This window comes from Wenyingzhuangia gilva (assembly GCF_030519655.1).
Classification (GTDB): domain Bacteria; phylum Bacteroidota; class Bacteroidia; order Flavobacteriales; family Flavobacteriaceae; genus Wenyingzhuangia; species Wenyingzhuangia gilva.
Map to the genome: position 1 here is coordinate 115,785 of NZ_JAUMIT010000001.1, position 21,816 is coordinate 137,600.

General features: G+C 29.8%; 17 protein-coding genes and 2 tRNA genes. 8 read left to right on the plus strand and 11 right to left on the minus strand.

Translation table 11 applies throughout. The features are described from left to right. Positions 1-61 precede the first annotated feature (61 nt). The 6 genes from QVZ41_RS00485 to QVZ41_RS00510 all read right to left on the minus strand — a co-directional run bounded on the left by QVZ41_RS00485 (position 62) and on the right by QVZ41_RS00510 (position 10,118). On the minus strand, positions 62-586 hold the full coding sequence (locus tag QVZ41_RS00485; RefSeq protein ID WP_302882597.1) for a DUF3347 domain-containing protein: 525 nt from the start codon (positions 584-586) through the stop codon (positions 62-64). Continuing rightward, positions 583-3,009: a zinc-dependent metalloprotease gene (locus QVZ41_RS00490; protein ID WP_302882598.1), complete on the minus strand. Its 2,427-nt coding sequence runs from the start codon at positions 3,007-3,009 to the stop codon at positions 583-585. The genes QVZ41_RS00485 and QVZ41_RS00490 overlap by 4 nt, the downstream gene beginning before the upstream one ends. Before the next feature lie 2 nt (positions 3,010-3,011). Beyond that, positions 3,012-4,433, minus strand: a complete 1,422-nt coding sequence (locus tag QVZ41_RS00495) for a RagB/SusD family nutrient uptake outer membrane protein (RefSeq protein ID WP_302882599.1) — start codon at positions 4,431-4,433, stop codon at positions 3,012-3,014. 5 nt (positions 4,434-4,438) lie between these two features. Then, positions 4,439-8,074, minus strand: a complete 3,636-nt coding sequence (locus QVZ41_RS00500; protein WP_302882600.1) for a SusC/RagA family TonB-linked outer membrane protein — start codon at positions 8,072-8,074, stop codon at positions 4,439-4,441. A gap of 136 nt (positions 8,075-8,210) precedes the next feature. Then, complete coding sequence (locus QVZ41_RS00505; RefSeq protein ID WP_302882601.1) at positions 8,211-9,344, minus strand: FecR family protein; 1,134 nt, start codon at positions 9,342-9,344, stop codon at positions 8,211-8,213. A gap of 165 nt (positions 9,345-9,509) precedes the next feature. After that, positions 9,510-10,118, minus strand: coding sequence for an RNA polymerase sigma factor (locus tag QVZ41_RS00510; RefSeq protein WP_302882602.1), 609 nt, complete (start codon positions 10,116-10,118; stop codon positions 9,510-9,512). A 614-nt stretch (positions 10,119-10,732) separates the two neighbouring features. Between QVZ41_RS00510 and QVZ41_RS00515 the strand changes: the two genes are divergently transcribed. From QVZ41_RS00515 to QVZ41_RS00525, 3 genes are all read left to right on the plus strand, one after another. Beyond that, complete coding sequence (locus tag QVZ41_RS00515; protein WP_302882603.1) at positions 10,733-10,996, plus strand: ISAon1 family transposase N-terminal region protein; 264 nt, start codon at positions 10,733-10,735, stop codon at positions 10,994-10,996. A 233-nt stretch (positions 10,997-11,229) separates the two neighbouring features. Beyond that, the gene (locus QVZ41_RS00520; protein WP_302882604.1) at positions 11,230-11,370 is read left to right on the plus strand and encodes a hypothetical protein; all 141 of its coding nucleotides are present in this window, start codon (positions 11,230-11,232) and stop codon (positions 11,368-11,370) included. An 11-nt stretch (positions 11,371-11,381) separates the two neighbouring features. Further along, complete coding sequence (locus QVZ41_RS00525) at positions 11,382-11,549, plus strand: transposase (RefSeq protein ID WP_302883460.1); 168 nt, start codon at positions 11,382-11,384, stop codon at positions 11,547-11,549. Positions 11,550-11,607: 58 nt separating this feature from the next. On the opposite strand, the gene QVZ41_RS00530 is transcribed toward QVZ41_RS00525, so the two are convergent. Beyond that, positions 11,608-11,680 (minus strand) — tRNA-Met (locus QVZ41_RS00530). Between the two features lie 130 nt (positions 11,681-11,810). Between QVZ41_RS00530 and QVZ41_RS00535 the strand changes: the two genes are divergently transcribed. After that, the gene (locus QVZ41_RS00535) at positions 11,811-12,257 is read left to right on the plus strand and encodes an RrF2 family transcriptional regulator (protein ID WP_302882605.1); all 447 of its coding nucleotides are present in this window, start codon (positions 11,811-11,813) and stop codon (positions 12,255-12,257) included. Here QVZ41_RS00535 and nrdD read toward each other — a convergent pair. Together nrdD and nrdG are read right to left on the minus strand one after the other, a co-directional pair. Beyond that, on the minus strand, positions 12,254-14,041 hold the full coding sequence (gene nrdD, locus QVZ41_RS00540) for an anaerobic ribonucleoside-triphosphate reductase (protein WP_302882606.1): 1,788 nt from the start codon (positions 14,039-14,041) through the stop codon (positions 12,254-12,256). The genes QVZ41_RS00535 and nrdD overlap by 4 nt on opposite strands. Before the next feature lie 5 nt (positions 14,042-14,046). Further along, positions 14,047-14,493: an anaerobic ribonucleoside-triphosphate reductase activating protein gene (nrdG, locus tag QVZ41_RS00545; RefSeq protein ID WP_302882607.1), complete on the minus strand. Its 447-nt coding sequence runs from the start codon at positions 14,491-14,493 to the stop codon at positions 14,047-14,049. Positions 14,494-15,100: 607 nt separating this feature from the next. Here nrdG and QVZ41_RS00550 point away from each other — a divergent pair. Continuing rightward, complete coding sequence (locus QVZ41_RS00550; protein WP_302882608.1) at positions 15,101-15,817, plus strand: LytR/AlgR family response regulator transcription factor; 717 nt, start codon at positions 15,101-15,103, stop codon at positions 15,815-15,817. 56 nt (positions 15,818-15,873) lie between these two features. Further along, positions 15,874-16,482 (plus strand): hypothetical protein, encoded by a 609-nt coding sequence (locus QVZ41_RS00555; RefSeq protein WP_302882609.1) that lies wholly within the window; start codon positions 15,874-15,876, stop codon positions 16,480-16,482. Positions 16,483-16,912: 430 nt separating this feature from the next. On the opposite strand, the gene QVZ41_RS00560 is transcribed toward QVZ41_RS00555, so the two are convergent. Next, positions 16,913-16,985: transfer RNA gene (locus tag QVZ41_RS00560), tRNA-Met, on the minus strand. A 393-nt stretch (positions 16,986-17,378) separates the two neighbouring features. On the opposite strand from QVZ41_RS00560, the gene QVZ41_RS00565 reads away from it, so the two are divergent. Further along, on the plus strand, positions 17,379-17,819 hold the full coding sequence (locus QVZ41_RS00565) for a YHS domain-containing (seleno)protein (protein WP_302882610.1): 441 nt from the start codon (positions 17,379-17,381) through the stop codon (positions 17,817-17,819). Positions 17,820-17,908: 89 nt separating this feature from the next. Then, a complete protein-coding gene (locus QVZ41_RS00570) occupies positions 17,909-18,913 on the plus strand; it encodes an LLM class flavin-dependent oxidoreductase (protein WP_302882611.1) in 1,005 nt (334 codons plus the stop codon). Positions 18,914-19,008: 95 nt separating this feature from the next. Here the strand turns inward: QVZ41_RS00570 and QVZ41_RS00575 are convergent, their stop codons facing one another. Then, positions 19,009-21,582 (minus strand): carboxylesterase family protein, encoded by a 2,574-nt coding sequence (locus QVZ41_RS00575; RefSeq protein WP_302882612.1) that lies wholly within the window; start codon positions 21,580-21,582, stop codon positions 19,009-19,011. Between the last annotated feature and the right edge of the window lie 234 nt (positions 21,583-21,816).

Consider the following 21,816-nt stretch of genomic DNA (forward strand, 5'->3'; position numbering starts at 1 on the left):
AAAAAAAACCTTCAAGTAAAAACTTGAAGGTTTTTTGGGAAGATTAATATTTAAGGGTTGTTTATTTTAAACTTGCCTTTACCTCTCCACAGGTTAACATATTTTTAGGATAAAAAGGATTTTCTATTTTATCACTATCACTAACCCATTTTGCATTTGTCATTGGACAAACTTGTAAATATAGCGTAACATTTTTTGCTTTAAGCTTGTCTGCGATTTGCCAAAATTTAGAAGAAAGTGTTTGAAAAATATTACGTTGCTTATTAATATTTCCAGTATCAATTAACTCAGTAGCTAACTCAATTATTTCTCTTCTAATTTTCACAGCTTCATTCATTTGAGCTAATTTTAATTTTTTAAATTTAAACTTACCCAAAGATTCTTTTAATTGACTTGCATTTTTTTTTACGGATAAACTATCTGAAATTATAAGGCTGTTTTTTAAAAGCAAATAATTATCTGTAATTTCCTTTTTTAACTCTTCTCTTTTTTCCACCAAATCAGGAGTAACCTCTTGATATGAGCTTGTTTGAGCCTGAGATAAATAACTTATACTTAGTAAGACTATTAAAATTAAATTTTTCATTCTGATGTTTTATTTAGCTTGGTAATAATTTTGTCTATTTCTATTAAAATATTTTTATGATGATCTTTATTAATTCCTTTTTCACCTCTCTTTAACTTTTTCACAATAGTTTTTAGGTCTAAAAGATGTTGCTTTCCATACAAAAGTATATCGCTTCTCTGAGCTGTAGTTATACTCTTACCTGTAGGGCATAATAATAAGTCTAATTTTTCAACGTAACCACGTTGAAGTGATCTTCTATAAAAATCAAGTTTTTCGTTACCACTAAATTCAACCCAAACTGTTTGTTGCAAATCATTTAAAAATTCAGGAACAGTATAAACCCCTTCAAACTGAATTGATTTTTGATCTAGATTATATAACATCCCTGAGCTTAACAACATATTTAAAACTTGCATTTGTTGACTTAATATTTGGTCTGTTGTTTTTAAATCTGTTAACTGAGCTATATCCTCTGGATACATCCATAGTGGAGCTACAAACACTTGCCTTCCTATGTATGATATCGCTGCTTTTACCTTTTCTTTGGGAACTGGTTTAATGACAACGTCTTTTTCGTCTACTGTTCTTTCTGTTATATAATTTCTACCAAAATATTTTAAAACATGATATAAATATACAGAGTACTGTTTTACAACAGCCTTATGCATTTCTGATAAATTCTCATAAGGATCATTTGGTTCATAAGTCCACTCTATAAGATTAGACACTACTCGTTTCAAATTTTTAATACCATAATCACTTGCCAACACCGCATCATCACCAAGATCTTCTTTTTGACTTCTAGGATCTTCACCTTTACCTTCACCTCCAAACCACAGTTTTGGATTTTCAGTTAAACTCTCTGTCGTCAACTTACTTAGGATATCAGATTCTTCATATTCATCTTTTGCATCAGGATAATAACCATACCCCCATTTAACAGCCCATTTATCGTACATACCAATACGAGGATACAAACCTTTTGGACTTATATTATCCTCTGGTTGAGCTACATAATTAAAACGAGCATAATCCATAATAGAAACAGTATGACCGTTAGCTTCTACCCATTCTTTATCTCTAAGTTTTTCTACTGGTGTTGCACTGCTTGCCCCCATATTATGACGTAAACCAATTGTGTGTCCTATTTCGTGAGAAGAAACAAAACGAATTAACTGTCCCATTAATTCATCATCTAAATGCATTTTTCTAGCTCTAGGATCTAAAGGTCCCGCTTGAATCATATACCATTTTTGAACCAATTTCATTACATTATGAAACCAACCTACATGACTTTCTATGATTTCGCCACTCCTAGGATCGCTTACTCTTGGTCCATAGGCATTTGGGGTTTCTGAAGCATAATACCTAACTACTGAATATCTTGCATCTTCCAAACTCATTGTTGGATCGTCTTCTGGCCACTCTTTACCAATAATTGCATTTTTGAAACCTGCAGCTTCAAAAGCTTTTTGCCAATCATTAATTCCTAAAATTAAAAAAGGCCTCCATTTTTTAGGAGTTGCAGGGTCTATATAATAAACTATTTGTTTTTTGGGCTCAACCAACTCCCCTCTTTTATATTTCTCAATGTCTTCTTCCTTTGGTTCTAAACGATAACGTTGAACAATATATTTTGATTGAGCACGTTGCTGATCATCTCCAAACAAAACATATTTGTTTGAAAAAAAACCAACTCTCTCATCAGCAAAACGTTTACGCATTGGTTTCTTAGGAAGTAAAACTATTGACGAATTTAATCTCAAAGTTATATTCTCCCCATCTACAGTCGCATTCTTGTAGGTTTTTGTTGTCTTTATTTCAACATTAATTGGATATACATTTATCGTTTCAATAAAAGACATATCATTTGCAAGGGAATTCAGCTTTTTCTCTTTTTTCTCTTTATTGTTTATGGAAAAAATTAAATTATCCTTTTCGAATGCATCTGTAACCTCAATAACAATATTTCCTGTAGTAGGATTAATTGTTTTAATAGGAAAAGTTAAAATAATTGGATTTTCATTACTTCCTGCAATGGCTTTAGATAACATCGCGTCTGGATTACGTACTCCCTGCTTGTATTGTAACGATCTTAAAAAAACATTGTCATCAGGACCTTTCTCAAAATAAATGGTTTGTTCATTAACTTTCTCTCCTCCAAAACGTTTAAACCCTTCAGGTGTAGATAGATACCTTGTTACAACCATCATATACCTATTAAACAAACTATCTGGTATTTGAAAGTAAAACTTAGAATCAACCTGATTAACAGTAAACAATCCTTCCTTATTAATAGAAGTATCATTAATTAATTTACTGTAATCTTGAGTGTTTTTTTGTTTTGTGCTATCTATTTTTTTGTCTGTATCTGTTTGCGCATATATATGTTGTTGCCCCGCAATAAACAAATACAGTAGTACTCCTATTTTTTTAATCATAATTAAAATGGAACTGTTTCGTTTGTATTTAATGTAAGTTTTGGATTTTGATTTAAAGCCGATAATGGAAATGGAATAATATACAACCTAGAGTTAGGTCGTAATGTATAGGTTTCCTGAGGAACCGTTTGATTTACGATAGGAAAAACTCTAGTAATTGTTTTTGCATATTCAGCTTCTGTATTTAACCTCTTAAGATCAAAAAAACGATGAAAACCAAAAAGCAATTCTTTTCTACGTTCGTTAACAACAAGTTCCATGGTTTCTTTTCTTGTTGCAGGTACTTCTAAATTTACCGCACCAGAAAGAATACGTTTTTCTCTTAGCTGATTTAAAATATCTATCGCCTCACTAAAATTATTTTCTCTAGCATAACATTCTGCTAACATCAAATAAACCTCAGTTGTTTTCATTCCTACGGTTGGATAAAAGAATTTATTATATCTTACATTCCAATAAGCTGTATTAGAACCTGCATCCAAAAATGTTGTTGAAGTTGTGTTAAAAAACATATTTAAACGGGCATCATTATCTCCAAACAATTCTTTTAATTCTGGGCTTATTATATAACTATAAGCATAATTTAATTCATTATACCCTGTCATATACATATAACTTAAGACTTCTACATTGTCTTCAGCTGGTACTGAATAAGCATCCAATCCACCTTGTTGATTATATGCTACTAAATCAAAAATTTCATCATTATAGCTTAATGACTTTTCTGCTGCCATTCTTGCTTCTGCAATTTCTTTCTTAAATAAATGGACTTTTGCTTTAAAAGCATATGCAAATGCTAATGATGGGTGATAAACCTCTGGTGTTTCTTTTAAATAAGGAAGAGCATCTTCTATATCTTTTTGGATAAAGTCATAAACTTTCGCCACACTAGACTTTGCTGGTTGTGCTTCTAAGTCAAACTTATCCATAATACAAATACCACCATCTGTTGCTGCTGTCTCGGCATCGTATGCCTTTGCATAAGTATTCACCAATAAAAAATGATCGTAAGCTCTATAAATTTTAGCTTCAGCTTTTGCTAATTGCTTTGTAGCACCATCCCCTTTACTATCATCTACTAATGAAATAATGGTATTCCATCTATTAATATAAGAGTATGCCTGATTATAAAAACTTGATCCTTTCATTAAAGAGACACGATCTGCACTTTCATCAAAAGTAAAATTAATGGTGTTTATATTTGGAGTTTGTCCAATTACATAGAACTCTCTCATCCACTGATCATCTACCAAATATTGAAAATTATTAATTGGATAACCTCTATTTGGTAGTGCCACCATTTCGTGAAACTCAGATGCATTTTCAATTACTAAGGCTCCTTTGGGAGTAATATCTGTATATTCTTCGCAAGAAGTAACTGTTAATATAATTGATAACAGTATAAATTTATATATATGTTTCATTGTTTTTAAAGTTTTAGATTAAGACCTAATAGAAAAGTTTTAGGCAATGGTATACTACGTGTAGCTGAGTTGGATGAATAAACCTCTGGATCTATATGATTTCCAGCAGCGCTCCAATACCAAAGATTATTAACCTGAAAAGTAAATTTAATTGCTGAAAATTTAATTTTATTAAGTAACGTCTCTGGTACGTTATAACCTAAAGAAATATTTCTAAGTTTAATATAATCACCATCAACCACGTTTATATCTGAATTCCTCCATTGACTACTTATAGTTCCGGCATAATTACGAACGCTTTCATCAAAGTCTACATACAAACGAGTATTATCATTTCTTTGAGAATCTGTATATCTATCTGCAATTCCTCTGTTATTTATTTCATCAGAACTCATATCAATAACATCTTTTCTCATGACATTCCCTCCAGAGAATACAAAAAGTGCATTTAACTCTAACTGCTTATAAGAAAAACGCTGAGAAAATGAACCTGTATAAGTGGGCATCAAACTTCCTTTATTTACAAGAGCATCAGGATTGGTGATTGTTTTTATGGAGTTTGATACTGGAATTTCATTTTCATCAAAAGTAATTGATGGGTCTCCATTTTCGTCTAACACATAAGGATAGCCATTAACAATACCTCCAAACTTGTATGCATACAAGCTATTGTAAGTCTCGTTTTCGAAAAAATAATTCATTGGTGAACCTACATATACAGAAGCATTAGACTGAGCTCTGGTAACTTTATCTACGGTTGTTTTATTAAAACCAATAACAAAATTAGAATTCATTTTAAAATCTCCTCTATTAAACCAATCGTAACCAGCACTAAACTCAACTCCTTTATTTAATAAAGCTCCTGCATTAATTCTTCTTGTTAAAGCTCCAACAGTAGGGTCTAAATCTGTTGTAGTTAACAAATCCGAACTGTATTTACGGTAAACATCTACACTACCTCTTAACTTACTTCTAAACAAACCAAAATCCAAACCAAAGTTTGTTGTACTTGTTTTTTCCCATCGTAACATAGGGTTTGGTTGAGAAGTAATATTTATGTACTGGAATGATTGATATAGCTTATCATTCTTTCTTGTTGCTGTTACGTATGGAGACGTAGTTTGATCTATATTTCCGCTGATTCCGTGAGTAGCTCTAAGTTTTAAACTATTAATCCACTTTATGTCTTTCATGAATTTTTCTCTGCTCAAATTCCAACCAAGTCCTACAGACCACAATGGACGATTTTTATATTTTGAATCGACACCAAATAAATCTGCTCTATCTACTCTATAGCTTCCTGTTAAATTATATTTAGATAAAAAAGTATAATTTAAGGTACTATAAACTGAAAAATAGCGATGTAATATTTCTTGTTGCGTTCTTGATGGTGCTCCTAATGTTTTGTTACGACCGTAAATATAACTTGGCACACCTGTTCTACTTAAATCTAAAGTATTTATGGTTGCAGAAGTAAGGGTAACAGGATCATAACCATATCTCAATTGTTGTACATTTCTAGGTACAAAGGTTTCTCGCATTTCAAAACCAGCAATAGCACTTACAAAATGTTTTCCTTGGTCAAACTCTTGACTATAATCTAACTGATTTCTAAATGAATAATTACTAGCCTGACTGCTGTTCTGTTGATAGCGACCTCCTTCTGAAAACCCGTCTATATAACTATATGTATCACTACTAGGATTGTAATCTGTTAATGTATTTATAGCATAACGCATTTTATACGAGCTTATATCGTAATACTGATCGTTATTATTTCGAGCTGTTTCATATTGGAATTTTGAACTTAAACTTAAACCTTTCCATAATTTGGCTTTTAAATTGGTAAAAGCTCTTAATTTTAAAGAGTTTCTGTGTGAAATTCCTTCCTGTAATTCATCTAAAACATTAAATGTTATAGGTTTAAAACCACTTAAATTAGCTATTTGAGCAGCTACATGTGGATTAGTTACGTCACTTGAAGTAAATCCATCACTAATTTTTACAAATGGAGAAATTATTAAATTTCCATCCTCATCCGTGATACGTTCATATCTTTTTTGAATATCAAAATTTCCATAGCTAGCATCAGTTACATCATCATTTTTAATAGTTCCGTTAACTCCAAAAGTAGCATCTAACCAGCTATTTACAGTATAGCTACTTTTAGCATACAAGTTAAAACTTTGGCTATTATTATATTTAATACGATTTTGTGTTTGATCGTAATTTATTGATACGTAAGTGTTGTGCTTATTAGAACTTCCTGAGAAAGAAATATTATAGCGTTCTCTAAATTCATTTTGCCACACATGATCACGATAATCTTTCATAAAATCATTTTTTCTCCATTGAGAAATTGTATTATCATAATCTAAACGATTTATATTTCCTTCTTCTAAATCTCTATTAAGTTGGTATAAAGGACTATAATATTCACTATTACCACCAATATTTCCATAACTATCAAACATTGTAGTAACATCATTATATCTACTACGCTCTCTATCATAAACATCTTGTTCAAAATCTATAAGATCACTTGTTGAAGCATAGTTTAAACCTCTTAAGTTTGGTTTTGTTGAAACAAAAAAGTCTGTATTTACATTAACTGTTAAATTACCTTTCCCCTTTTTTGTAGTTAAAACAATAATACCGTTTGCTGCTCTTGAACCGTAAATAGATCCTGCTGCTGCATCTTTTAGTACGTTTACACTTTCTATATCATAAGGATTAATTTCATCTAAAGTTAACTCCGTTGGCATTCCATCAATTACAATAAGCGGGCTATAACCTACTTCTAAAGAAGAGAAAGTTCCCATACCTCTTAAAATAGGAGTATCTGAAGATTCACCATATGGATTTTTTTGAAACATTAATCCTGATACACGTCCTTCTAAAGCACTTAAAAGGTCTGTATTTATATTTTGATTTAATGTTTTTTCATCTACCGTTGAGACTGAACCTGTTAAATGACTTCTTTTAATTGTTTTATAACCTGTTACTACAACCTCATTCATTTCTGTAATTTTCTCTTCTATAATAAAGGTTGGCTGAGTGTTTCCTTTAACAGAAAAAATTTCTTTTACAATAGAAACACCCGAACATTGAATCATAGCATCTGTTGGAATATTCTTAAAAGAAAAATTCCCATCAAAATCAGTAATATTATACTTGTTTGTATTTACTACATGAACGGTAACTCCAACAACTGGCTCTTTTTTATTGTTTAAGATTTTACCAGTCACATCTATAAACTTCTTTGTCTCATTTTCTTGCTTAATAGCCGTTACCACTATTGTTTGATTGGTTAAAGTATATTGTAAATTTCGATTCTTAAAAACTAAATCTAAAGTTTCTTTTAAAGTTGCATTTTTAACATTTAATGTGACTGGCTTTGAGTCTTTAAATAGTTTTTGCGTATAAAACACTTCATAATCTGATTGTTTTGCTACTTCTTTTAAAGCTTTATCAATAGCTACCTCTTGAACATTAATTGTGATGTTTTGAGCTTGTACATTAGAAGCTCCAATGAATGTTAAAAACAAGACAAATCCCCATAAATAATTCGAAAAATTAACCTTTGAGATGTTCTCTTCGAGGGTTAATTGAAGTGTTTTTTGTTTTAATTTAAATTTCATACATTAACGTGTGTTTTTAGTTAGACATTTGTTTTAGTTAGACATGTGTAAAAAGATTATTGACTATTAACCTTATAAAAGCCAGAAGTATCGTTACTATTTCTGGTTTTTTTTTCTATAACCTTGCTATTTATACTTAAGGATAAACCACAACTTTTTTACCTTCTCTTTTAAATTTTATATTACTTAACTCTAGTACTTTTAATACCTCAGACAAATTTTTATTCATGAATGTCCCCCCACTAAAACTTACATTAGGTACATCTCCTTGATATTCTACTTTAATATCGTACCAACGTTCTAGTTGTTTCATTACAGTTTTTATATCTGTGTTGTCAAACTTAAACCTTCCATTTTTCCATGCAACTGAGTTTTCTGCATCTACCTCCAGAACTGTAACTTTATCTTCTTTTTTCAGAACATTAGATTGTTGTCCAGGTTTTAATATTGTTTTTTGATCTTTAATAGTAATTAGTACACTTCCTTCTAATAATGTTGTTTTTATAACCGATTCATTATGATAAGCATGAACGTTAAAATGAGTTCCCAAGACTTTAATTGATTGGTGGGCACATTTTACGATGAAAGGTTTGTTTTTATCTTGTACTACTTCAAAGTAAGCTTCCCCTTCTAATTCTACAATCCTATTTTTTCCATTAAAATGAGTTGGATATTTAATAGATGAAGCTGCGTTTAGATACACTTTAGTTCCGTCTGACAAAACAATATTATATTGACCACCCACAGGAGTTGATAATGTGTTAAATGAATTAGATTTTATATTACTTAAATTTGGGGTTATTTTATAAGTAATAATTCCTTTTGAATTCATTTTAATAATTACCTCTTCTCTTTCTCCTTCTTTTGCAACGGTATCTTTTGTAGAAAGATCAGTCAAAACAATCTGTTTTCCATTGGAAAGTGTCAATATTCCTTTTTTTCCACCTGGAAGTACCTCATCTAACTTATCTACAACTTGTATCTTTTGTTCTTTGGATTCTGTCATATAAAACAGACTAACCCCAAGTAATAAAACTATTGATGCTGCCACAGTAATACGACTCCATAGCTTTACCACTTTAGTTTCTTTATATACTGGTAATTTAGACTTTAGATGTTGATAACTTTTTTCTAACTCATCTTCTGTAAGAGTCTTATTGCTTTTTAAAGCCTCATGTAAATACCATGCTTCAAGTTTATCCTTATCTACATCAGACAAAGTACCTTCTTGGTATTTTTTTAGTAATGCTAAAATTTCAGTTTTGTTCATAAATAAAGTACGTGATTTACGTGCTGTTTTATATTAAGACAGCTAATAAGAGTTTTTGTCATAGACAAAATCAAAAAAAAATTAAAAAAATATTATTAAATCTTTAACAAGCACAATCACAAAGAAAAAAAACATTGTAAATCAGCTTTTTAAATATTCTATAGACTAGGAAATTATTATAAATAAAACAAAAAGACACATGATAAATACACTCAATAAAGGATGCAACCTCTCTCTAAGTTTTTTAAGTGCGTTGTAAACTTGCTGTTTAGCCGTTTTATCGGTAATATTTAATTTATGTGCTATTTCTTCATACGGAAGTTCTTCAACTTTTTTTAAAAGAAAAACTTGTCGCATTTTATCAGGAAGCAAATCTATTTCCTTGGTTATAATAGCATGTAACTCCTCTTCTCTTATTTTGGAATCTGCAAAAACATAATCATTTTCTATAAAATTGGAAATTGAATCAGCGTAACGAGCAACAACTTTTTCATGAGCAATATGATTAAGTATTTTGTTTTTTGTTGCTTTATATAAATAAGAAGAAAGTGATCCTGTAAGTATTAAATCTCTTCGTTTATTCCAAATTGATAAAAATAGTTCCTGAACAATATCATTTGCATCATCTCTATCACCAAGCATCTTATATGCATGATTGACTAAAATCACAGAATATCTTTCGAACAATTCTGTATATGCTAACTGATCATCATTTTTTAAAAGATTAAATAAAATATCATCAGCATGTTTATGATAAATAGATTGAGTTTTCAATATTGTGTCTAACGATTATGACTTGGCTTGGTGTGGATTGACAATTGACAAGATTTTCAGACATGTACTGAGCTTAGACTTGTTTTTAATGTTTATCTAATCGCCACAAAATTAATTAAATATGACTGAGCATACATTGTAAACATGAACAAAAATTTAATAATACCCAAAAAATACATTAACCACAATTCACACAAGTAGCTTTTTTTATTTTAATAAAAAAATAAATATTATTTTATCATTTTCAAAATAAAATCTAAACTTAAGATCTCTATTTGGGATTAAATATCTTAGTTTAACACCAAAAAGGGTTGTTTTATGCAGTCTAAAATCAATTTTCTTGACACTACCATTACTTTTTTTTAACACAAATAACAATCATATTAGCGATATTTTGATTAACGGTTACTCTAGCAAAAATTTGGGTTTTGTTACTTTTAATACGTGATGTGTTTATCCAGAACAGGATAGAAAAAGTACTTAAAACGTTCATAGTTGTCGTCTTTTGTGGTTAAACATTGGACGAAAGTCAAAATCAACTATAATGTGGATCAAGAACAAAAGTTGTGTTTGAAATAAGATAGTTTTAGTTTTAAGGTTTAAATTTATTGGTATTGGAACTTACTTTATACCTTTTAAAACTTATACTTCCTGAATTCTTAATCGACAACTTCGATTTAGTAAAGTACATTAACGCTAAACAAATACTTCATCTATATTTTGAAGAGAAAATAACAGCTCCTAAAGAGTTTAGCAATCTAATAATCATTGTGCATGGTTTTCACAAAGAAATAACCGTACAAGACTTTCCTATAAGAGGCAATAGAGTATACCCATATATAAAACGTAGAAGATGGCTAGATAAAAACAATAGCTAAAGTCTACAAAGAGACTGGAATCTAATAACTAAGGGAACTCGTATGACCAAGGAATTCACAATTTTTTTTAAAAGAAATTTGAAACTTTTGAAAATGGAGATACTAAAAAACAATTGCTTGCTAGAAGCAGATACCTATTATATAAAGCTTCCTCGTATTGAACAAAAAATCAATACTTTAGAAGTTAAATTCTATTTCAACAATACCTCGATATCAAAAAAGCGTTTGACTTAGTGCAAGGACTCAGAAATATATTCAACCAAGCTAAATCAATAAAAATAGCACACACAAGATTAGCGCAGTGGTATAATCAAGTAGAAAAATCAGGGTTTAAGGCTTTTAATACAATTGCCAATACAACACAATACAACTAAACTACAGAACCATCCTAAATTACTTCAACAACAGAAGTAATAATGCTTCTGCTGAATCTTTCAATGCCAAAATAAAAGCCTTTAGAACACAGTTCAGAGGAGTAAAAAATCTAGAATTCTTCCTCTTTAGAGTAACCAATATTTTTTGCTTAAACACAACAATTAGGCATGATCCGTAACCTTGCTAATTAAAAACACAAAAGCCCTTAATGCTAAAACATTAAGGGCTTTTTTTAGTAGCGGGAACTGGACTCGAACCAGTGACCTTCGGGTTATGAGCCCGACGAGCTACCTACTGCTCTATCCCGCGATTTGGATTGCAAATATAGGAGATATGAATGATTCTCGCAACTGAAATTTAAATTATTTAATTAATTAACTTTTACAAAGAGATAAAACTGTCATATTCATATCTTTGAGTAAATTATCATTTTAACATTATGCTTTCAAAAGCTTGTAAATACGCCATAAGAGCAGTTTTATATTTAGCAATTAATTCTAGTAAAACTAAAAAAATTGGAATTAAAAAGATTGCCGAAGAACTTGAAACACCTCAACCCTTTTTAGCTAAATTATTACAACAACTAAGTACTCATAAATTAGTTTCATCTACCAAAGGACCTGGTGGTGGTTTTTTTCTAACAGAAAAAGATTTAGAAATCACTCTATGGGACATTGTTTTAAGTATTGATGGGACAGAAAAATTTAACCAATGTTTTTTGGGTCTTTCTGTTTGTAGTGATGAACATCCTTGTCCTGCACATCACATGGTAAAACCTTTTAGAAATGCTGTTTTATCAGATTTTAAACATAAAAACATTTTAAAACTTAGAGAAGAGATTAAAGCTGATGGAACCTGTTTATCTTTAAAAATACTAGAAGATTAATGAAATACTTTATCCTTTTCATAATATCTTAAAGCATGTTCTTTTTGTCTTCCTGAACTAAAATTAGAAACTCTTTTTAAATAACCAATTACTCTTGTTGCATGATCTATATTTTTAGAGCCACAACTAGGACATTCATGTAATGTTCTCTTGTCTATATTTTCACAAACATTACAAACAGTTATTCTAATATTAAAACAAAAATAATTACACCCAGCCAAAGCTGTGGCTTCAATCAACTTCTTAAATCCTTCTTTAGTTAAGGCTTCTTCTAAATTTAAATGTAACGCAGATCCACCATCTAAATATTGTATACATTCTTTTCCATGTAATATAATTTTATCTATACTATTTACTTCTTCATCATCTACAGCATAAAAATAAGAGTTGTAACAATCTCTATATACTTCCAAACCATCTTCTCTATCCCATTTTGCATTTTTTACTCCTAAGTTTTCAGCAGGAACAAATTCTGTATTAAATAGATACCCCCACTCTTCTTTTGCTTTTTTATTTTCATCAAAAATACTCTTCAAATAAGTATTGATAAATTGTTTATACGCTTCCGTATTATGTGCTTTAATCCCTAAACTTTCAGCAGCTTCAACCATTCCATTTACACCAATGGTTAAAAATTGTTTATCTAAAGTAATAAAACCTGATTTATAGACTGGTAACAAACTCGCATCATTATACTCATCCATTAGCTTACGATAGGCTACTTGATATTTATGTATTTTTTTTACTTCTTTTTTAATATCCTTTCCTTGTTGTACCAATCGATTCATATTTATTGTAATAACATTGATAGAACCTGTGGCAACCCCTCCTGCTCCTAAAGAATAACTAAAAGTATGATCTGTAATTTCATTTCGAAGTCTACAACATGAAGCCAAACTATCGGCACTTTCAGATTGATATATAAAGAACGAATTTCCTTCACTTAATTCTTTAGCACACATATCTGTAAATTCTTCATCTTTGGGTTTGCCATTATTTACCAACATAGCTGCTGTTACCACTGGAAAAGTTAAAACAGCTTTGGTTCTTTCTTTATTAAACCAAGTCATAAAAAAAGCTTGTAATTTTTTTAATCTATCCCAGCTAGGTTTTTCCATATTAGGAAATACAAAATCGCCAAACATGCTTTCAAAATAAAATTGATCATATAGAGATATATTCCAAAAAACTGATTGATATCCTCTGGCAGCTGCAGGTTGATTTATAGCATACACTACATGTTGTAAATGATTTTCTATTGTTTGTTTGTTAGTAACTAAATAATCCTCTCCATAATCTACTTTAGCAAAATGATCAAAATACATTAGAAACTCTACAGTAGCCAGCGCACCTGCAAATTGAGAACTTACAGCAAAAACAAGATTTACAAATTCACCACAAAAACTTTCTAAATGCTGGGGAGCCTTACTTTCTCCTCCTAATTTGGTTAAACCATCTATTAAAAAAGGATACATGCTTATGGACACACAATAAGGTTTTAAAGAGGTTTCATCGTGTATATATATTTCATGATGTTCTATTTGACGTACATATTCATCTGCTAATTCTTGTCCAAAAAGAATGGCTATTTTTTTACTAACCAATGCTCTATTTACCTGAATATTAATATCCTTATTTAATTCAGCTTCCATAGTTGCAATGTTTTTTGAAGTAACATTTGCATTTGCATCTACTTTAGAACCATCTGCTGCATTTTCTGAATACAAATAATGTTCAATAAAATTAATTTTTTGGTTAATTTGGGTTTCTGTTAATCTTATCATGATTTTTATTTTTTAAAGAGATGATTTAATTTTTCATTAGTTTTTACATTTCTAAAAACTTGATTTGTTTTTTCATTGGTTAATCCTCCTAAAGACTCTATCCAGGGACCTGTTTTTAACCATGTTAATTCATTCATAATATTTTGTTCTACCTTATCCAAACCCGTATACAAACAAGTATTATAATGATGTGCTTTTGCCAATTGAAGCTTGTGAATTAATTCCTCTGATTCCCACTCTCCCCCCATAAACAAAACACAGGTAGCATAATTTTTATATTTTTCTAAAACAGAAATATATATTTCATCAGTTAAACACTCTCCATTTTCTTTTTTAAAAAGAAACGGAGAATGACAACCTTTACATTTTAAAGAACATCCACATATTAAGAAACAAAGGCTAATTTCATTGGGTACCTCTTGAAAAGCTATTTGAAATCGATAATAATACATAAAAAGACCTTTTTATCTTTATAAAGATATTATTTATAATAAAATGATATTTTACAAATGCTAATAACTTATTAAAAGAGTTATCAACAATAAAAATTACAGAAAATAAACAGAGAAGTACTAAAACATAAACAAACAACTATAAGTCTGATAATTATAGTAAAAATCGGTTTATATAAATCCTTAGCTTTTATTATGTATCAATAGGAAAACTAAAAATTGTTAATGATATAATCTGAATTAACCTCTATTAAATCTGATAAGAAAAACGAATATATTTAATCAATTTTTTTTAGTATCTGCTAATTATAACATTAGGATTCGACTCACAAAACTCTGCTAAACAACTATCATATCAACATTATATTATGGAGGTATAGCATTATTCCACCTATTAAAAATAACGATCGTTGAATTAGTAATAAAATTATAAAACCATAATAGTAGCTTACACTTATAGAATCTTTAAAATGTTCTTATAAAACTATCTAAACAAGTGTTTAATCTACCTCTACACTCCTTTTATCGACTTTATTTTTTTGTTAACTAAACTGAATCTATCTTTGTTAAGTAGACTAAATAAAAAAAATATGCTTTATTAAAACCAATGAAAATCCATCATGCTTTAGTTATCGACAAAGATATATCCAACCACCATATTATAGAAAACTTATGCTCCGAAAACTTTTTTATTGATATCAAAAAATCTTTTACCGATTCTATAGAAGCATTTAAATACGTGATTGAAAATAATGTAGATCTAATTTTTATTGATATTGAAATGCCCAAATTAAACGGCTTAGATTTTATAAAAAACACAACGAAAAAAGTCAACTACATTATTATTTCCTCAAAAAAAGATTATGCGTATGATTTAATTGGGAACAATAATGTTGTAGGCTATATATTAAAACCTCTAAAAGAACATATTTTTAAAAGCAAGGTAACTGAATTTGTAAAAAACAGTAGAATAGAAAGAACTATACAAAAAGAAAATAGTTTATTTCAAAAGCAAAATGAAATTTTTATTAAATACGAAAGGAAAATAATCAAAATTAACACAACAGATATTATACTAATTGAATCTAAAGGGGATTATGTTTACATAAAAACATCGTGTAAAAATTACATCATAAAATCTACTTTAAAGAGGATTGATGAAAAACTTCCTTCTAATGAATTCTTAAGAGTACATAAGTCCTATGTAATTAACATCAGTAAAATCAACGAAATACAAAATAACACTATTGTTATTAATAAAGAGCAAATTCCTTTGAGTAAAAAACTTTCTAAAAGACTTAGAGAACTAATCAATATTATTTAAAACGCATAATACCTACTAAAAAATAAAACTTATTATTTCTGTTATTATAACCCGCTATGAAAAAGACTGTTATTATAATACCCCTAACAAACTCTATTGAAGAAGATGTGTTTAAACATTTTGAAGATATTTTAGAGAAAACTCCTGAACACGTTATTTTTTGTATTGCCACGAATACAGAAAATATACATTTTGATAAATTAATAAAACTGCAATCAAAATTTCAAGAAAAAATGATAATGTTAACACATCTTCATCAAAAAAGTCTAACTAATATTATTATTCAAGCTCATCAATATTTTCTAAACAATAATGATATTGAATACTTTGCTAATTACGACTTTAAAAATCTAGTCAATATCAATAGTCTGTATAATAAAATAGACACAATCGTTAACAACCCTAATTTATCTGTTGTTTTTTGTGAAAGACATTATGATATGGAAATATCAATTCTATCACAAAAAACCATTTGTTTATTAACTTGTTTTTTAAACTTTAATACTAAAGATTACTCTATCTGTACAAACGTAATAAACAAAACAGTTGCTCACCATGTTTATAATAAATGTGATATCAATAATCGTATATTTTTTAAAATTTATTTCATAACCAAACTTTATACTCTTTTTGGAAGAAAAAAAATTAGACTTGCTATTTATTAAGTTAAAATTAGTTTTTACTATTATCCATAAAAAAACGTCACCAATATCAGCTTTTTTTTATTTGGTAGCGAAAGCTGATATCGAATCATTAATCTTTAGGTTATGATCGTTACGATTATCAATATTCACAAATCTATTGAACTTTCAATAAACGATTACAAAAAGCCATTCACCTCTTAAAAAAAACATTTCACCGAAAAAAAAACATCTCTAAGGTCTTTGATTATAAATTTAACTGTACATTCTTTAAATATCTACAACTATGAGTTTAATAAAAACAGTTACATGGCTATCAATCACCTCTGCAACTTTATTAATATGGTATATCATTATTATGTGCTAATAAAGGAAAGGTTGATTTTTTAACAAAAAGACATCTTAATACTAAATAAAAAAGGTTTCACATTAATGTGAAACCTTTTTTATTTAGTAGCGGGAACTGGACTCGAACCAGTGACCTTCGGGTTATGAGCCCGACGAGCTACCTACTGCTCTATCCCGCGATTTGGATTGCAAATATAGAAGATATCCGTAATTCTCACAATTTTTTTACACTAAATATCCATAAAAAAACTAACTGAATAATAAACAACAACTTAACTAATCACTTATGTTACAGTTGATATTTTATCACCAGAAAAAATCATGATATTTCTTATATAATGGAATTTGTACTCACTTATTATTGGTTTCAATAAGAAAAAACACAAGAGCTAAACATAAAATCTCTGATAGAATTATTGGTAATAATAAAAAAAGAATTTCTTAAACTTTAACCAAAACCTTCAATTTACAATCGTTATATTTCATATAGATCAAAAAATACAATCTCTATATCACATCTGTAATTATTAAAGTCTCATTTCGACAATAGTGATGTAATTAAAATAAAATTCATGAAACTTTTAGTTAAACTTTTACTTACCATTATTTTATCTACTAGCGCATTTGCACAAGACAAAACCAAAGCGGTATTCACAACCGAAAAGGGAGCTATTAATGGATTTGATCCTGTAGCTTATTTTACAGAATCTAAACCCGTAATAGGAAAAAAAGACATCACCTACAAATGGAACAATGCTACATGGCATTTTAGCTCAAAAGAAAACATGACCCTTTTTAAAGAAAAACCTAATAAATATGCTCCTCAATACGGAGGATGGTGTGCCTTTGGTTGGTCCAGAGGATACCCAGCAAAAATAGAGGCTGATGCATGGAGCATAGTAAATGGTAAACTTTATTTAAACTACAATAAAGAAGTCCAAGAAACTTGGTCTGAAAAGAAAGAAGAGTTTATTATAAAAGCCAATAAAAATTATAAAGAAAAAGGATTTTAACTCTCCAAATCTTTATCATTTTCACATATATTTTAACCATCAACGTAATTAAAATTTGATTACGTTAATTACATTTTATAAAATTCAACATGACAAATAACAAACCTACCCACTATTCTATTTTAGATTTGGCCGTTGTAGCCACTGGAACCAGTATCCAGCAAACTTATAAAAATACGCTTCGCCTAGCCCAAAAAGCAGAATCTTACGGGTACAAACGTTTTTGGTTAGCAGAACATCATAACATGGCAACCATTGCCAGCAGCGCTCCTAGTATTTTAATAGGATATGTTGCTCAGGGAACCACAAGTATTAGAGTTGGTTCTGGTGGAATTATGCTCCCAAACCATGCTCCTTTAATTGTGGCTGAACAATTTGGAACTTTGGGATCCTTATACCCTAAGAGAATTGATTTAGGTTTGGGAAGAGCCCCAGGAACCGATCAAGAAACTGCACATGCCATTCGTTCTGATTTTATGGATGCGGCCCATTCTTTTCCTAAAGAAATTGATAAAATTCAAGCTTTTTTTTCTGAAGAAAATGCCAGTTCTAAAGTGAGAGCTACGGTTGCTGAAGGTGTTGATGTCCCTATGTATATTTTAGGTTCTAGTACAGACAGTGCTCACTTGGCTGCCAAAAAAGGATTGCCTTATGCTTTTGCTAGTCATTTTGCCACAGCAATGCTTTTAGATGCCTTAGACATTTATAGAAACGAATTTAAAGCTTCAAAAGCATTAAACACTCCTTATACAATTGCAGGTGTTAACGTAATTATTGCAGATACTGATGAAGAAGCTGAAAAGATTTCTACTTCCTTCTTTAAATTGATTGTTGGAATTTTAACTGGAAAAAGACAACCTTTATCTGAACCTACAGAAATGACAAATGATTTAAAAGAAATTTTACAACATCCTTCTGTACAACAAATGATTAAATATTCTTTTATAGGAAGTAAAGAAACTGTAAAAAAACAAATTCAGGCTTTTATAGAAAAAACAAAGGTTGACGAAATTATTGTCACAACCAATATTTATAGTATTGAAGACAAAATACATTCCTACAAACTGCTTTCTGAAATTATGAAAGAAATATAAGTATCAAAAAAAAGTGCCTTACATTTTATGTTAAGGCACTTTTTAAACAAACTATAATTAAACTACTAAAACTTTCTTTTTCTACTTGATTGGATTTATTTCCATTCAAAATCTCCCTTCTCTACAGACCAATCATTTCCAAAAAAACCTGAAGCTTTTACTGCAGACATTCCATTTTCTAAAACTTCATCATCAAACAATAAAACATCTGGAAAAGTGGTTCCATTTACCAAATAATGATTCATATATGCTGCTTTCATTCCTTTGCTTCCTGTAGCAGTTACTACTCCAACACAAGCTATATCACTATCTGTTCTTGGTACAATAAAATACATTCCCCATTGGTTTCCTGTAATTGATTTTCCATCAAAATCAATCTTATTATTTTCTACCTGAATAGGTGATTTCTTCAACAACGTTTTCCATGCAGCGTTATTACTTTTATTTCCATAAATCACCACATTTCTATCAGCATATTTCTTAGGCGAAAAATCTACATCTTTCACCAATTCAATTTTTCCATTGGCACGGTACCAAAACGTTTCTGCATCAAACCTAGCTCTGTTTAAATACCATTCGTTTTCAGCTGCGGTTCCTTTGGTTGCATATACAAAAACTACATGGTGTCTAAAAGCATCTTTAAACCCTCCATTTCTATGTGGTCCTTTTTGCGCTAAACTAGGAACTGATGTATTTTTCCATACTCCATCAACTTTTTGAAAGTACATTTTAGCTCCTTTATTAATTGTGATGATATTGTCATCAATTTTAATCTCATTTTTATCAGTAGCTAATTTTGAAAAATCGACCAATAACAAAGCCACATTATTTGTTTTGATAGACAAATCTCCCTCTTCTTTAGAAAAGTTGAATGAACTGGTTTTAAAAGGAATTTCTTGCTGGTATATGGTAACAAAATGTGAACTTGCTGATACTCCTGGTGAACCTGTATAGAATTCTAAGTTTTTAATTTCATCATCTTTTTTAATAGTATGTCTTTTAAAGAAATTAAAAAGAGGTTCCCAGTCTATACTATGATCTCCATACCAATGCGTTCCATCAGGATATTCATAATACACAAAATCATTATGAAAAGTTCCCAATCGTTGTCTCATTCCTCTAGCGATAGAAGTTGGCACTACATTGTCTTTTTCTCCATGTAGCAAATACACACCAACATGTAAATAATTACGAATCAACTCCAACGTTCTACTAGGGGTTCCTGCTCTTTCAATCATTTTTTCGACAGGAGTCAATTCTAATGATTGATTAAATTTTAAACGACTCACTATTTCTGGTGTCATTCCTAATTTTGTTAATTCTGTTTGCGGTAATTCTAAAGTACTTTTTAAAAATCCATCTCTGTATAACAACAAATCTGGGTAACCAGCACAAGGAGCAATGGCTGCAAATTTATCTGGATAAGTAGCTCCTAAATACCAAGTTCCATGTCCTCCCATGGAATGACCTGTTAAATATATTTTTTGAGGATTTGGTTGATAAATGTTTTTAGCATCGGCCATAACTTCTAAAGCGTCTAACCTTCCCCAATCTTCCCAAGCAAATCCAAAAGGACGTCTATTGGTTGGTGCTACGATATCACCCCAATCTTTTTGTTTATAAGCATTGGCTTGATTTACGGCTTCTACTGAAGCTCCGTGAACAGATAAAAAGAAAGCTCCGTTTTTTAAATCTTTGTTGCTTGATGGAGCAACACTATAATATTGTACACTTCCATCAATATCACTAATAAAAGTACGTTTGATTTTTTGATGTTTAGACTTTACTTGAATTTCAACTTCTTTGGTGTCTAAAACACTGTTCTTATTTTTTAAAATAATATTTAACTTTTGTGCTCCAACTTTGCTATTATTAGATACTGCAGCAATAGAAAAAGGCATTTTTAACACACTCATAGGAGCTATATCAGGAACAATAGTTTCTAGTTTTTCACCTTTTAATTCTGATTCTAAACTATATCCTTTTATCCAAGTATTGGTGCTATTCACCACTCTAATTCCACCAGTATAGTTTTTAGGTTCATCAAACAAAACATCAGGAACCAAAACGTCTCTTGTGGTTAATTGCACCTCCATTTTTGGTTCTATTAACCTTGCTCTAATTCTAGGAAAACGTCCTACTTTTAGTACAAAAACATTCATTCCTTTTTTTAATTCTAAAGGAATTAAATTCCATCCAAAATCGTAATGATCTCCTTCGTGTGGCAATCCATTAATCAAAACAAGTGAATGCCCCGATGCTTCAAACAAAACCGTTTTTACTTTGTTAGATTTGTATTTTAACAATACATAACTTGATGATAGATTTTCATCATTAAAACTATTGGTTTCATCTACTTTTATGGTTTTCCAAACCATTGGATTTCCAACAAAATCAATATCAAAAGTTTCTTTGTTATTAGGCAAGTAATTTTCCTCTTCTAAAAACCTAGCATAAACAGGATCTTTAGGAAAAGAAGAGGAATTAAAATGATGGGTAGGTACTTTTAATGTTAAAGCTTCTTTAAAAACATGAATCAATTTACCTTCCTGAATAGTTTCTACTTTTTCTTTTCCAAAATACTCAACAATATTCCCTGTTTTTTGCTGAGCAAAAAGAATACTTTGTACAAAAAGTAAGAGTAAAAAAATGGGCTTGGTTTTCATCATGATGCTTATTTCTTTTTATAATAGTTACTTGTAATTAAAAAATAAAACTAAATGAATTATGAGCCTGTAAAAATATATTTCGACAAATAACAAATTACACTAGCTAAATAACTTAGATAATAAATGCTTTTAAACATTAGGATTACTCCCTAAAAATGAATGTCACCTTGGTATTATACGATAATAACACCTCTTTTTTTTCTCAATTATCTGTATTTTCATCATCTCATTTAA